This is a genomic window from Psychromonas algarum (assembly GCF_004376845.1).
Taxonomy (GTDB): Bacteria; Pseudomonadota; Gammaproteobacteria; order Enterobacterales; family Psychromonadaceae; genus Psychromonas.
On record NZ_SNUW01000004.1, the window covers coordinates 171,109 to 185,769 of the forward strand.

General features: G+C 35.5%; 14 protein-coding genes. 7 read left to right on the plus strand and 7 right to left on the minus strand.

What is annotated here, in order from left to right; translation table 11 throughout:
- Together alaS and E2R68_RS04540 are read right to left on the minus strand one after the other, a co-directional pair.
- Complete coding sequence (gene alaS / locus E2R68_RS04535) at positions 1-2,628, minus strand: alanine--tRNA ligase (RefSeq protein WP_134276320.1); 2,628 nt, start codon at positions 2,626-2,628, stop codon at positions 1-3.
- A 269-nt stretch (positions 2,629-2,897) separates the two neighbouring features.
- A complete protein-coding gene (locus tag E2R68_RS04540; RefSeq protein WP_134276321.1) occupies positions 2,898-3,740 on the minus strand; it encodes a 23S rRNA (adenine(2030)-N(6))-methyltransferase RlmJ in 843 nt (280 codons plus the stop codon).
- 136 nt (positions 3,741-3,876) lie between these two features.
- On the opposite strand from E2R68_RS04540, the gene E2R68_RS04545 reads away from it, so the two are divergent.
- From E2R68_RS04545 to E2R68_RS04555, 3 genes are all read left to right on the plus strand, one after another.
- Positions 3,877-5,244 carry an MFS transporter gene (locus tag E2R68_RS04545; protein ID WP_134276322.1) on the plus strand — a complete coding sequence of 456 codons (1,368 nt, stop codon included), beginning with the start codon at positions 3,877-3,879 and terminating at the stop codon, positions 5,242-5,244.
- Between the two features lie 53 nt (positions 5,245-5,297).
- Entirely contained in the window at positions 5,298-5,921 is a 624-nt protein-coding gene (gene ssb / locus E2R68_RS04550; RefSeq protein WP_134276323.1) for a single-stranded DNA-binding protein, read from the plus strand.
- Between the two features lie 181 nt (positions 5,922-6,102).
- A complete protein-coding gene (locus E2R68_RS04555) occupies positions 6,103-7,035 on the plus strand; it encodes a bile acid:sodium symporter family protein (protein WP_134276324.1) in 933 nt (310 codons plus the stop codon).
- Positions 7,036-7,064: 29 nt separating this feature from the next.
- Here the strand turns inward: E2R68_RS04555 and E2R68_RS04560 are convergent, their stop codons facing one another.
- Together E2R68_RS04560 and E2R68_RS04565 are read right to left on the minus strand one after the other, a co-directional pair.
- Positions 7,065-7,688, minus strand: coding sequence for a YitT family protein (locus E2R68_RS04560; RefSeq protein ID WP_243834596.1), 624 nt, complete (start codon positions 7,686-7,688; stop codon positions 7,065-7,067).
- A 383-nt stretch (positions 7,689-8,071) separates the two neighbouring features.
- Positions 8,072-9,226 carry an iron-containing alcohol dehydrogenase gene (locus tag E2R68_RS04565; protein ID WP_134276325.1) on the minus strand — a complete coding sequence of 385 codons (1,155 nt, stop codon included), beginning with the start codon at positions 9,224-9,226 and terminating at the stop codon, positions 8,072-8,074.
- 504 nt (positions 9,227-9,730) lie between these two features.
- Here E2R68_RS04565 and E2R68_RS04570 point away from each other — a divergent pair.
- The gene (locus tag E2R68_RS04570; RefSeq protein ID WP_166738801.1) at positions 9,731-10,546 is read left to right on the plus strand and encodes a substrate-binding periplasmic protein; all 816 of its coding nucleotides are present in this window, start codon (positions 9,731-9,733) and stop codon (positions 10,544-10,546) included.
- 87 nt (positions 10,547-10,633) lie between these two features.
- Here the strand turns inward: E2R68_RS04570 and ansA are convergent, their stop codons facing one another.
- Complete coding sequence (gene ansA / locus E2R68_RS04575) at positions 10,634-11,647, minus strand: asparaginase (RefSeq protein ID WP_134276327.1); 1,014 nt, start codon at positions 11,645-11,647, stop codon at positions 10,634-10,636.
- Between the two features lie 20 nt (positions 11,648-11,667).
- Positions 11,668-12,003: a TehB family protein gene (locus E2R68_RS04580; protein ID WP_445177075.1), complete on the minus strand. Its 336-nt coding sequence runs from the start codon at positions 12,001-12,003 to the stop codon at positions 11,668-11,670.
- Positions 12,004-12,151: 148 nt separating this feature from the next.
- Between E2R68_RS04580 and E2R68_RS04585 the strand changes: the two genes are divergently transcribed.
- Positions 12,152-12,886, plus strand: coding sequence for a tRNA-uridine aminocarboxypropyltransferase (locus E2R68_RS04585; RefSeq protein ID WP_134276328.1), 735 nt, complete (start codon positions 12,152-12,154; stop codon positions 12,884-12,886).
- Positions 12,887-12,897: 11 nt separating this feature from the next.
- The gene (locus E2R68_RS04590; protein WP_134276329.1) at positions 12,898-13,413 is read left to right on the plus strand and encodes a hypothetical protein; all 516 of its coding nucleotides are present in this window, start codon (positions 12,898-12,900) and stop codon (positions 13,411-13,413) included.
- Here the strand turns inward: E2R68_RS04590 and mobB are convergent.
- Complete coding sequence (mobB, locus tag E2R68_RS04595; protein WP_134276330.1) at positions 13,400-13,930, minus strand: molybdopterin-guanine dinucleotide biosynthesis protein B; 531 nt, start codon at positions 13,928-13,930, stop codon at positions 13,400-13,402. The two genes, E2R68_RS04590 and mobB, sit on opposite strands and share 14 nt — an antisense overlap.
- A gap of 76 nt (positions 13,931-14,006) precedes the next feature.
- Between mobB and E2R68_RS04600 the strand changes: the two genes are divergently transcribed.
- On the plus strand, positions 14,007-14,636 hold the full coding sequence (locus tag E2R68_RS04600; protein WP_134276331.1) for a LysE family translocator: 630 nt from the start codon (positions 14,007-14,009) through the stop codon (positions 14,634-14,636).
- Positions 14,637-14,661: the final 25 nt, after the last annotated feature.

Genomic DNA, 14,661 nt, shown 5'->3' on the forward strand with positions numbered 1-14,661 from the left:
TTACAAACGTTCCGCTAACCAAGGTTCTACCAATGCTAATGCATCTTTTAATGCAGCAGGGTTATTACCTCCAGCCATCGCCATATCAGGACGACCGCCACCTTTACCACCAACAGGGATTGCTACTAAATTAACAAGTTCGCCTGCTTTTACTTTTTTTGTTAAATCTTTAGTGACGCCAGCAATTAAACTTACTTTATCATCGCCAACCGTAGTTGCTAATACAACGATACCTGTTTGTAGCTTATTTTTCATTTCATCAACACTATCACGCAGTGTTTTAGGATCGATCCCTTCAATGTAAGCAACAACAACTTTGACACCATTAATATCAACAGCTTGACCGGTAAGGTTTGAACCCGCTTCACTTGCGATTTTAGCTTTAAGCTGTGCTAATTCTTTTTCTAATGCCTTGTTACGATCTAATGTTTGCAATACTTTTTCACCTAATGTGAAAGTATCACCTTTAACTAAATCACATGCTTTCATGAATTGTTCACGTAAACTTTGTAATGCACGTCCAGCCGCTTCGCCTACTGACGCTTCGATACGACGCACACCTGCTGCGATCCCTGATTCTGATGTAATGAGAAATAATCCCATATCACCAGTACGTTGAGTATGTGTACCACCACATAATTCAACAGAAAAGTCGCCCATTTGTACAACACGCACCATTTCGTCGTATTTTTCACCAAATAAAGCCATCGCACCGTTTGCTTTAGCTTCTTCGATATCCATCAACTTAGTCACAACTTCAAAGTTATTACGAATAGCTTGGTTTACTAAATAAGTAACTTGATTCAGTGCACCGGCAGATAACGCTTCAAAATGAGAGAAATCAAAACGTAATTTTTCAGCATCACATAATGAACCTTTCTGGGTAACATGCTCACCTAAAGTCTGACGTAGTGCCGCATGCAACAAATGAGTCGCTGAATGGTGCAGAGCAATTGATTTACGCTGATCAACTTCTACTTCTGCATCAACAAGATCATTTAATGCAAGTGAGCCTGAACTAACATAACCAATGTGTAAAAAAGCATTACCTGCTTTTTTAGTATCCGTTACAACAAAGATACCTTGGTTAAATTTAAGAATACCGGTATCGCCGACTTGGCCACCTGATTCTGCATAAAACGGGGTTTTATCTAAAATAACCTGTGCATTATCACCTTCAACTAACGTATCAACAAAGTTACCTTCTTTAATCAAGTTAGTAACATTTGCACTACCGGTTAACGTTTCATAACCAATAAACTCAGTTGTACCTTCAATTTTTAATACGTCGTTATAATCTCGACCAAAGTTGTTCGCTTGCTGTGCACGAGCACGTTGCTCTGCCATCGCACTATCAAAACCATCTTGGTCAATAGTAAGTTCACGTTCACGAGCAACATCAGCAGTTAAATCCGCAGGGAAACCATAAGTATCGTAAAGCTTAAATACCACATCACCAGGAAGGATATTGCCTTCTAAAACTTCTAACTCGTTATCAAGGATCTGTAAACCACGTTCAAGTGTTTTACCAAATTGCTCTTCTTCTAAACGTAATATTTTTTCAACAAATGAACGTTGCTGAATAAGTTCAGGGTAAGCTTCACCCATCTGTTTAACCAACTCGTCATAGATACGATAAAAGAAAACATCTTTAGCACCTAATTTATGCCCATGACGAACAGCACGACGGATAATACGACGTAAAACATAACCACGGCCTTCATTTGAAGGCATTACACCATCACAAATTAAGAAACCACATGAGCGAATATGATCCGCGACTACGCGTAATGATTTATCTTCTAAGTCTTTCGCACCAGTAACGTCAGCTACTTTTTTGATTAGTGCTTGAAATAAATCAATGTCGTAGTTGGAATGACCATTTTGAATAATGGCAGAAATACGCTCTAGCCCCATACCGGTATCGATAGATGGGTTTGGCAAGTTTTCCATTGTGCCATCAGCACTACGATTAAACTGCATGAAAACGATGTTCCAGATTTCAATAAAACGATCACCGTCTTCTTCTGGCGTTCCTGGAGGACCACCCCAAATGTGTTCACCATGATCATAAAATATTTCAGAACATGGACCACAAGGGCCAGTATCACCCATTGACCAGAAATTATCTGACTCATATTTTTTGTCAGGTGATTTATCACCAATACGAATAATTTTGTCTTTTGGCACACCGATTTTATCGGCCCATAATGAAAATGCTTCATCATCACTTTCATATACTGTAACAAGTAATTTTTCTTTTGGGATTTTCAGAACATCAGTTAAATATTCCCATGCGAATGCAATAGCATCCTCTTTAAAGTAATCACCAAAACTGAAGTTACCTAACATTTCAAAGAATGTATGGTGACGAGCGGTATAACCAACGTTATCTAAATCATTGTGTTTACCACCAGCACGTACACAACGTTGACTTGATGTTGCACGTGTATAAGCTCTTTTTTCGCTACCTAAAAAAGTATCTTTAAACTGATTCATACCCGCATTGGTAAATAATAAAGTGGGATCATTATCTGGTACAAGTGAGCTACTACTTACTGTCTGGTGCCCTTTCTTACCAAAGAAATCCATAAATCCTTGGCGAATATCGGCGGTCGATTTAGTCATGACTTATTCCATGTAAAAGTGTCAATTTAGACTCTCTTTAAATATAAATATTTAAGGGCTAAATAGATGAAAAACAAATGAAGGCTAATATATCATGCTGTAGGATGTGGTGAAAGTAACTATATATAGGCATTTAATATAATTTATTATTTTGAATAGTTTTCAAGAGAAAATATTAAAAATAAGGCAAATGAAGCAGAACAAGTAATTGAGATTGTACTTGTAAAAAGACTATCTCAATCACCTAAGTATGAACTGTTAGTTAAGTATTATTCAGAAACTAAAGTTTCAATGCGGTAAAAACCTTCACCATTAATACCTAACGTTTCAGCCAAGAATGGTAAACTATGCTGCATCTCTTTTTGTAATGTCCAAGGTGGATTAATCACTATCATGCCACTAGATGTCATGCCTCGTTCTTCTTTATCTGCCTCAATCGCTAATTCAAATAATTGAATGTTTTTAATACCGGAAGCTTTTAAAGATCTTTCCATTTTGTTGATCAGCGTACGCTTCACAACCGGATACCATAATGCATAGGTACCCGTTGCGAAACGACGATGCGCTGCAATTAAGGTATCAACCACTTCATCATATTCTGTTTTTATTTCGTATGATGGATCAATTAAGACTAAACCACGACGCTCTTTTGGAGGCATATTCGCGATCAATCCCTGTAAACCATCAGTATTTGACATTTTAATACTGCGGTCGCCAGAGAAATTACCACGCATATTCGTAAATTCATTTGGGTGTAGTTCAAATAAAAACATTCGATCATCATCACGGCGCATTTGATTACAAATCATCGGTGAACCAGGGTATGAGCGTAAAGCTCCTTTTCCATTAAAGGCTCTCACTTGTTCTAAATAACGATCAATAGGCACAGGTAATTTTTTATGTTCCCATAAAGCACCAATACCATTATTAAATTCACCGGTTTTTAATGATTGCTCAGAATTAAGTTGATAAGCCCCACAACCAGAATGAGTGTCTAAATAACAAAAAGCTTTATCTTTTTGTAATAAATAATCAAGAATAGACGCTAATACAGTGTGTTTTAAAACATCTGCAAAATTCCCAGCATGATATGAATGGCGATAACTCAGCACAAAAACTCCAAAAAATTAAAAAAATGACAGCATCAGTATAAAGAAGTTAACGATTTATTGCGCTAAAAAAGATAACCTGAAATAATTATTAGCATGTTATTATCCGCGCTCATTCTATCGTTAACATGGAATATCAATGTCTTCAGATGCCTTAAGCCCTTTTGAAAAACGAACTGCCATCTCATTATCATTAGTCTTTGCACTGCGTATGCTTGGCCTATTTATGATCATGCCCGTGTTTGCAATATATGGGCAGCACTTAATTGGTTACTCTCCATTGTGGGTTGGATTTGCAATCGGAGCTTATGGATTAACACAAGCCTTATTACAAATCCCAGCAGGAATGCTTTCGGATAAATTTGGACGCAAACCTATTATCTATGGCGGTTTAATACTCTTTGCTATCGGTAGTTTAGTGGCGGCATTTTCAGAATCTGTTTATGGCGTCACTTTTGGGCGAGCATTACAAGGTACAGGGGCCATTGCGAGTGCAATTTTAGCACTTGCAGCAGACGTGACTCGTGAACAACAACGTCCTAAAGCAATGGGAATGATCGGTGTCAGTATTGGTCTTGCTTTTGCTGTGGCAATGGTAGCGGGCCCTGTTTTAGCACCTTTTATAGGGCTACATGGATTATTTTTAATTACAGCGGCGGGAGCGATTTTGGGTATCGCAATAGTGCACTATTTAGTCCCTAATGTTGTTAACAAAGCACCGCGTGGTGAAACTATCCCAGTTCCTTCTTTAATTGCTAGTCTAGCTAAACAACCTCAGCTATTACGCCTTAATTTAGGGATATTTATATTACATCTTTCATTAACGGCTATTTTTGTTACTTTACCCTTACTATTACAGCACATGCATCTTGCCGCTAATGAACACTGGAAAATTTACTTACCTGCTTTATTACTATCATTTTTGTTAATTGTTCCGATGTTAATTATTTCTTCTAAAAAACAAAAAAATAAACATTTTTATCTATTTTCTATTCTTTTAATGGCACTCAGTTTAATCGTGATGTCGGTCACTAAAGAATCTATTATTTTAATGTTTGTTGTTATGCTGTTATTTTTTACCGCTTTTAATTTTTTAGAAGCTTCATTACCAGCTTTTATCTCAATGCTTGCTCCTGCTGGAACAAAAGGAACAGCAATGGGGATCTACAGTACTCATCAATTTTTAGGTGCATTTTTCGGTGGCATTGTAGGTGGTTTATCCTATAAACTGATAGGAAGTAGCGGCTTGTTTTTATGCTTAGCAGGATTAATGATAATATGGTTTTTATTATCACTGGGTTTACAAAACCCAAGTAAAATTCGCACTTTTACGTTTACAACCGATATAAAAGATAAACACAAAACAGAGAATGTAATAAGCCAATTAGTTGCGTTACAGGGCGCGCTAGAAGTAGTGATTATTGCTGAAGAACAAACAGTTTATATCAAAGCAAATACACAGACTTTTCAGCAACAAGAAGCACAACACATTTTAAGTGATAGTTAATTTGCTATCATTGATTAATATTTTAAGCCATAAACAGATAGCGGAGCAAAAACATGTTTAACCGTAGTGTAAACAAAGTAGTCCTAGTAGGTAACTTAGGGAAAGATCCAGAAATGCGTTACACCCAGAATGGTGGAGCAGTTGCTAACTTTTCAATCGCAACAACAGAAAGCTGGAAAAACAAACAAACTGGCGAATACGAAAATAAATCTGAATGGCATAACATTGTTGTATTCGGTAAGTTTGGTGAAATGGTTGGACAGTACCTTAAAAAAGGTGCAAAAGTTTACGTTGAAGGAAAGTTACAAACCAATAAATGGCAAGGCCAAGACGGTCAAGATCGTTATAAAACTGAAATTATTGCCAATGATATTCAAATGTTAGATGCGCGTAATGCTCCACAAGGTCAACAAGGTGGTGGTTATCAAAACGCGGCGCCACAACCAACTGCAGCACCTCAACAATCATGGGGTAATGCACCTCAAGCTCCTGCACAACAAGCAGCTCCTCAAATGGCGCCAGCTTACCAACCTTCACAGGCGCCTCAACAAAGACCTGCTGCTCAACCGCAACCGACACAGCAACGTCCAGTATCTCCGGCACCTGCTCCACAAGCTAAACCAGCAACACAGTTCAATGAACCATCAATGGATTTTGATGATGATATTCCGTTCTGAGAACGACCTTAGCTTATTGTGTCAATTTTAAAATATTCTAAAACCTAGCTTGGCTAGGTTTTTTTATAACTAAAAATAAAAATGATTAACAAAAGTACTTATCCATAGCTAAAAAGCAATGTGCTCTAAGTAAGAATAAATATGATAAAGAAATTAAAAAAAAGAATGGTTTTTAGTTGCGATGGTGTTGGCAATCGCACTCGCAATAGTCACTGCTGATATTGGAAAAACAAACGGCTTCTTGTATCTTGATAAACTCACAGGGGTTAGTGTTGCTCTTGTCTTTTTTCTACATGGTTTAGGTTTATCTCCTTCTGCTATCAAAGCAGGCATTAGTAATTGGCGCCGACATACATATATCCAAGCCGCTACCTTTATTGCATATCCAATACTTTGGCTTATTTTTGGCGATCTATTACTTGCTTATATGCCTGCCGCATTAGTCTTTGGTTTCTGCTATATATTTGTTTTGCCAAGTACCATTTCTTCTTCAGTTGCGATGACAAGTGTTGGTAAAGGAAATGTTCCAGGAGCAATATTTAACACTTCATTATCAAGTATTTTGGGAATATTTATTACTCCCTTTTTAATTCACCTTTTTATGGGTTTTAAAGGTGTTGAACTTGATCTTATGGCATCAATTATTTCAATTGCAAAACTATTATTTGTTCCATTAATAATAGGGCAACTAGCAAGGCCACTTTTATACACTTTTGCACAGAAGCATAAAACGATTGTTAATAAGATTGATAAATACGTTATTTTATTAATCGTTTACAACGCTTTTTGTAATTCTATCGCAGATGGCATTTGGACTTCATTCTCTATACAAATGTTAGTCACTTCAATTGTGCTCTGTTTTATCACTCTGTTATTGATGGTACATCTTATTCAATGGGGAGCGCGTCGCTGTCGATTTGAGTTAGCCGATGAAGTAACAAGCGTTTTTTGTGGAAGTAAAAAAACACTTGCAGCAGGTATTCCAATGGCAACAGCCATTTTTGACGGAAATACTGATTTAGGCATGATTCTATTACCAATCATGCTCTATCATCCAATCCAAATATTTTACTGCGCCATATTAGCTAATCGCTATGCCACGCAAAAAGGCTAAGTTAGCTCTCTATTAAATAAGAGGGTAATTTAAACATTATATCGGTCATTACGATGGTTTAATGCAATGATAAGATTAAGCACAATGCCACAACCAATTGATAAGACTAACTGGTAATAAGAAACAACAGATAAAGAAATTAACATAATAGTGAGATCTGCCGCCATCAATAACCACCCTGCTTTTATTGCAAACCTATCTTGTAAATACAAGGCTAGAATATTGAAACCACCTAAACTCGCTTTATGACGAAATAAGATAATAAACCCAACTCCAAAAAGAAAACCACCAAAAATAGCGGCATAAATAGGGTTAAGAGAGTGAATATCAATAAATTGTTCATGTAAGGACGAAAATGAGGAAACAAGGAAAACTGCAACAAATGTTTTTACAGTAAAAACCCAGCCCATTCTGCTTAACGCAAAATAATAAAAGGGTAAGTTAATAAGAAAAAATACAATCCCAAACTCAATATCAAATTTATAATTAATCAATAACGATAAACCAGCAGTTCCACCGGTCAATAATCCTGCATGCTTTAAAAACAATACACCAAATGAAACTAAACTAGTCCCTATTAATATGGCCATTGCATCTTCAAACCAACGATGACTGGTCAGTACATTTATTTTTGTTAACGCTTTATCCGACAAAACTTATCCTTATGTTTTAATTGTTAATGACCGGTTTATAATTTTTATTTATACCGATTACAGTCATCATGACGGATCTTGCGATATTCGCGAATCAAATTTTTATTAATAAAAATTACATAAGTATGTGATCTAAATTTTGTGCAAAAAAACAATTCAAGTCGAAACATAAATGGAGATAAATGCTTGCTGCATTGACGAAATTTATAACAAAAAAGTGAGTTATTTTAACCAGTAAAATAGATCTGCTGTTTACTATGATTGCTATAATTTTTTTTAAATAAGTGTCCACTAAAACTAATCTATAAAAAAACCTCAACAGTCACTTCAGAGACGGTTGAGGTTTATTAGGTTATTAATTAAATGAATAAATATTTACACGGTTAAGCAACGGCATCTTCTAATATTGCACGAGAAACATCTAATGTAATCGCCTTAGATTCACCTAACGCAACCATGCCATGTTTTTCCAATTGTTTAATAATGACATCAATTGCTTCAGCTTTAGTGCCTTTATGTTCCATCTCAGTTAATTGAGTGCTAACACCTAAGCTTTTATAAAATGCTTCCATTGCATCAATTGTTTGATCAACTAAATTTTCATTATCAGTAAAACCAAATACATTAATACCCATTTGCTTAATTTTCTGTTGTTTATTAACAGACTGATTACGTAACAATGAAGGCTGAACAATTGCTAAAGATCGGGCATGGTCAACATGATATAAAGCAGTTAATTCATGTCCAATCATATGCGTAGCCCAATCATGCGCAGCACCAGCACCAATTAAACCATTCAATGCTTGGTTAGCTGTCCACATTAAATTCGCACGCCATTGGTCATTATCATGATTTTCATAGTCACGGCCTAATGTAAGTAGGTTTTTAAGCAATGTTTCAGCATAACCGTCTTGCACCATATTACCAGCAGCTGTAGTAAGGTATTGCTCACAAACATGCACCCACGCATCAACCAAACCATTAATTAATTGACGCTCAGGTAATGTTTTCATTACATCAGGATCCATTACCGCAAACTTAGGTTGGACTAACGGATTTAAGAAAGAAAGTTTATCTCTTGTCGATGCTTTAGTGATCACGGCACCTGAATTAGATTCAGATCCTGTCGCAGGTAATGTTAAAATAGCACCAATTGGAAGCGCTTTATCAACAGCATGTTTTCCAACTAAAATATCCCATCCATCACCATCATAGCAAGCAGCCGCTGCAATATATTTTGCACCGTCAATAACAGACCCACCACCTACAGCAATAATAAATTCAATACTTTCAGCTTTACACACAGCAACGGCTTTATCCAAATGTTCTGCCGTTGGGTTAGGTTCAACACCACTAAATTCAATCCATTGATGCCCACTTAATGCATCACTTACCTGTTGATAAACACCATTTTTTTTAATTGACCCACCACCGTACATCACTAGTACTTTTTGATCTTGTGGGATAAGTTCTTTGATACTTGATATTTGGCCTTGGCCGAATTGAATCTTCGTTGGATTAACGTAACTGAAGTTCATGAATACTCCTTAAAAAAACGATTAATAAACATTAATACGTATGGGATGTAGCAACGGTTCAATATTACTTTTAATTCTACTTTTATAATATTAAAAATTAACTACCTTTCTCAAAGACAAACAATGTACTTAATAGTTCATCTCGTTGATAAAAAATATTTACACCACCATAGTGAAGGTAAACAAATAGATTAACAGACAGTTTGCTCAGAAGTAATTCAGATGCTTTTGATGGGGCACTTAAGAATTACCGAATGAATAACAATAGCATGTCTTTCTAATGAATAAGATAAGATTACAAAAAATAATGAGAAACTGTTTATATTTCATTATGTTGATATATATTTGCCTTTGAATTTCCAATAAGTAATAATTATTTTCAAAATAGTCTATGAGTTAGATCCCTAATTAGTTCTGTATTAATAGACTTACCTCATCTCAATAGATAATCTAATTTTATCCATTGTTTTGCTCTTACCTCTTTTTCAATAACCAAGGATGTTTATGAAACCAATCTCAGCAATATTTAAAACGTTAATGGTCGCCCTTTTGGCTGTGACCACTCTTAGCTTACCGGCTTACGCTAAAGATAAAGATAAAGCATTAACCATCAAAAAAGATAAATTGATTGTAGGTATGACAGGCGAACAACCTCCATTCAATTTTGTTAGTACTGAGAATATGATCATTGGTTATGATGTGGCATTAGCGTCATATTTAGCAGATGAAATGAAACTTGAGTTAGTCATAGAAGTTATGCCTTTTTCTGAGCTACTCCCTGCATTAGATAAAGGTAAAGTTGATATCGTCATGTCAAACATGGCAGTGACAAAAGATCGTCAAAAGCAGGTTCTCTTTTCAGCTTCTTATGCATTAGCTGCAAAATCGATTTTAACAACCAAAAAAAATATTACGCGTATTTATCAAACAACAGGTTTTAATCATGAAAATGTAAAGTTAGTTGCTCTTGCAGGCTCAACTAGTGCAGAGTTAACAAAAGATCGTTTAGCAGAAGCAAAGCTATCTACTGTTGAACATTATGAAGATGGTGTACTTGCAGTACTATCTGGAAAAGCTGATGCAATGGTGGCTGATTTAGCGGTATGTGAGTTACTGGTTCATAAAGATACAACACATGATCTAACATTATTAAGACGCCCTATCGGCACTGAAAAAATTGCAGTGGCGCTTGCTAAAGATAACGACGCATTACAAAAAGAGATTAACTTACATTTAATCACTTTTTCAGATGAAGGTGGCTTAGAAGCATTACATCAAAAATGGTTTAATGAAGGTAGTTGGTTATCATTAGTACCATAGTTTTAGTTTAAAAAAGCAAATAAAAAAACGCCTGCTATTTTCATATAACAGGCGTTTTTTATGAGAAAAATAAAAACTTACAAATAATTAAGCGCTTAATTCCCCTCGTAAATCTGTTGTTAATAATTCTTTTACCACTTTATATGATAAATCTTGGCTAAGTAGATAATACAATTTTGCAATAACTGATTCAGTTGTCATATCTAATCCACTGATCACACCAGCCTCACTCAAAGCATGTCCCGTTGCATAACCTTCCATATTTACACTTCCTTTTAAACATTGGCTGCAATTAACAATTAAAATGCCACGCTCACTTGCTTCTTTTAAGGTGTTTAATAGTTGAGGGTCTTGTTGTGCATTACCTACACCATAAGTAAGTAACACTAAAGCCTGCAACGGACTCTTTAATAAATTATCTAATACTTGCCAATCAAGACCAGGAAAAAGGTGCAATATAGCAATTGACTGTTGCTCTATCTGACCAATCGTTAAACGGGTATTAACTGATTTTTGTTTTTTCCCTGCCACGTTTTTAATTTCAATACCGGCTTCTAATAAAACAGGATAATTAGGAGAAACAAAGGCACTAAAACCATCAGCATGCTGCTTAGTTGTGCGGTTACCTCTGAATAATTGATTATGAAAAAAGATACAAACTTCATTAATCGGATGATGAGCGGCTAAATATAATGAGTTTAATAAATTAGCGCGCGCATCTGAACGTAACTGTGACAGAGGGATCTGTGAACCTGTAATGATCACAGGCTTACTTAAACTTTCAAAAATGAATGATAGGGCCGATGCCGTATAAGACATAGTATCAGTACCATGTAAGATGATGAAACCATCAAAATCATGGTATCTATGCTGTATATCTTTTGCTAATAATTGCCATATTTTAGGTGATATATCAGCTGAATCAATTAACGGTTCATATTCATGAATTTCAAATTCAGGCATATCATCATGATAGAATTCAGGCATATTACTGATTGTTTCAGATAAATAACCTGCCACAGGTACAAAACCATTTTTTGACGGTTTCATCCCAATAGTGCCACCAGTATAAGCAATATATAGTCGTTTCTTTTCTGCCATTACATTCTCATTAAATAAATTTATTCATTTCTTTCTGACAAATTTTGCTTAACAATCTCAGAATCTTTTTGTGCATAAAATTGCACTTTAAACTCTGTATCATCAGTTAAAAATTCAACTTTATGCCAATATTCAGGAGGTGATATTCCTGTTTCACCAGCATTAATAATAACTTCTTTTTCTATCTCACCACGCCGCTCACGAAAGCCAAAGAACTTTAATGAACCCGATGTAACACAGATCTTACCAAATACACCTGCTTTGGTATTGTGTTCAAACAAGAATAACTTAGGAATATTAGTTTTAGTAAAAAGAGGAGTCGTTTTGTAATTAACAAAGTCTTCTGGAATGTTCATTATTAACACCTTTTAAAAATAAAAGAAAATAACGCATCGGAATTACACTATTGAGCATGCCACGGAACACTATTAAATACTATGGAGATCAAACACAACAATATATTAATTAACGTATAATCATTGATTCAATAATAAAGAGTCCATTATGCGAATTCATGCTGTTCACAAATTATATGATCATCGACTGAGCCAAAGTACACGTCCATTTTTAGCTCGAGGCGGCAGCATTACTCGTTGTAAGCATTGCATGCTACTACCCTATTTATGTATCTGCTCTATTAAAAAAACAGTGCTCAGCAAGAGTGCTTTTTTACTATTAATGTATGACGATGAAATATTAAAACCTAGTAATACAGGTCGTCTAATTGCCGATCTCATTCCTGATACCTATGCCTATATTTGGTCTCGTACAGAACCAAACTCAGAGATGTTAGCTTTATTAGCACAATCACAATGGCAACCTATCGTTATATTTCCTGCAGAATACGCAGAACCACAAAGAGTCATAAACAACTATTCGACAATTATTAAAGATAATATAAATAAGCGACCACTGTTTATTTTATTAGATGGAACTTGGGCCCAAGCTAAAAAAATGTTTAGAAAAAGCCCTTACTTAGATAGTTTCCCCGTATTATCTTTTTCACCAGAGAAGCTATCACAATATTTAGTACGGAAAGCAAGTAAAGATAATCAACTAGCCACCGCTGAAGTGGCAAGCCTTGTATTAGACTCTATAAATGAGCCAGAAAATGCACGTCTTCTAGCATTACTATTTTCTACTTTTAAAGAAAATTATTTATTGGGAAAATCTCGGCAACAATTGCCAGATAATAGTAGCCAGCACGCATTATTATCTGCACTAAATAAACATCAATAACCGGGAACTTTATGTTTAAAAACACACTGCTCTTTATTACTTTACTAGTAATCAGTCACACAAGTTTTGCTGCCGTTTTACCCGCAGGGACTGAAATAAAAATTCGTATGCAAGAGCCTGTTAATAGTCAGTTACGCTCTGTTGGTTATTACTTTAAAGCACTGGTTGAAAATGCAGTAAATATTGATAACAAAGAAATTATAAAACAAGGCGCAAAGGCTTCCGGAAAAGTCACCATGCTTAAAACAGCAAACAGAACAGAAGCGGCAGAAATAGAGTTAATGCTCACTAACTTAACGATTGATAATCGCGCTATCTCAGTAAAAAGTTACCCTGTAGCAGGTCGAGGAGAACTTGTATATCGTACAAAAGTTGGTACACCTAACTTAGAAGATGAACCAATAACAGCTTCCACTGGAGAACAAATTTCTAATACGATACCAGTCTTAACAAGAGGCAATTTTATTGAATTAACCACAGGCACGGTTGTTTATTTTATCTTAAAAGATGATGTTATTTATTATTAACAGCGTGTTGCACTATAAATTCAACCAATTCATCTAATGCTGAAAAGTTAAATAACGGTAAGTTGTTTGCCTCAAGTGTTTGATCACAAACCAGCGCAATTATATTCTCATCCGTTAGATGCAGAAAAGGCTTCTGTAAAATGTGTCGATGCAATTCAATTTTAGGAAAAGGCTGCTCCCGATACCCTTCAACTAAGACTAAATCCAATGAGCTTGTATTTAATAAGGACAACTGCTCAATTAACTGACTATCATGCGCCTGCTCATATTCATGAAAGCATACCGAACGATGCGTTCCAGCTAATACTACTTGTGAAGCTCCTGCTTTACGTAAACGATAACTATCTTTACCCGGTTTATCCATTTCAATATCGTGATGGCTATGCTTAACTAACGCAATACGTAGCCCTTTATTAACTAGCATAGGGATAAGCTTTTCTAATAACGTTGTTTTACCCGTTCCACTAAATGCGGCAAAGCCTAATAACGGTACTGGAAATTGTGTAATAGAATTCATGATTTAACCTTATGAAATCACCTAAAGAACCGCTATCATAATCGATTCATTTTAATCTCTCTACTTAGAGTCAATAATGCCTTATATTCATGAATTTATAATGTTAACTGTGATCCACCTTCTTGCTGTAATGAGCCCAGGTCCAGATTTTGCAATTGTGTTAAGACAAAGTATCAGCTTTGGCCGTCGCACAGCTATTTTAACAAGTATCGGCATCGGCGCAGGGATCTCAGTACATGTTTTGTATACGTTATTAGGTATTGGTTTATTGATCTCTCAATCCGCTTATTTGATGATCACGGCTAAAATATTAGGTGCGGCTTATATCACTTACTTAGGCATTAATTTGTTACGTAGTAAACCAGCGTTAGAAGAGCAGCCAGTCATTCAAGTCGATAGTAATAAAAAACATCAGAAAAAAGCTTTTATCGTAGGGTTTATGACAAACGTATTAAACCCAAAAGCAACACTCTTCTTTTTAGCCATCTTCACTACAGTTGTTAGTGCAAAGACACCTATTGCAGTGCAGTCTATTTATGGTTTATGGATAATTCTGACCACAACTGCTTGGTTTTGCTTAGTTTCATTTTTATTTTCTCAGCAGTCTGTACGCCAGAAATTTGTAAGTCATGGACATTGGTTTGATCGTGCAATGGGCATTATTTTATTATTATTTGCAGTTAAATTATTAGTTGAATTAATTTAATCTTTTTTGTTAAAAAATAAACATG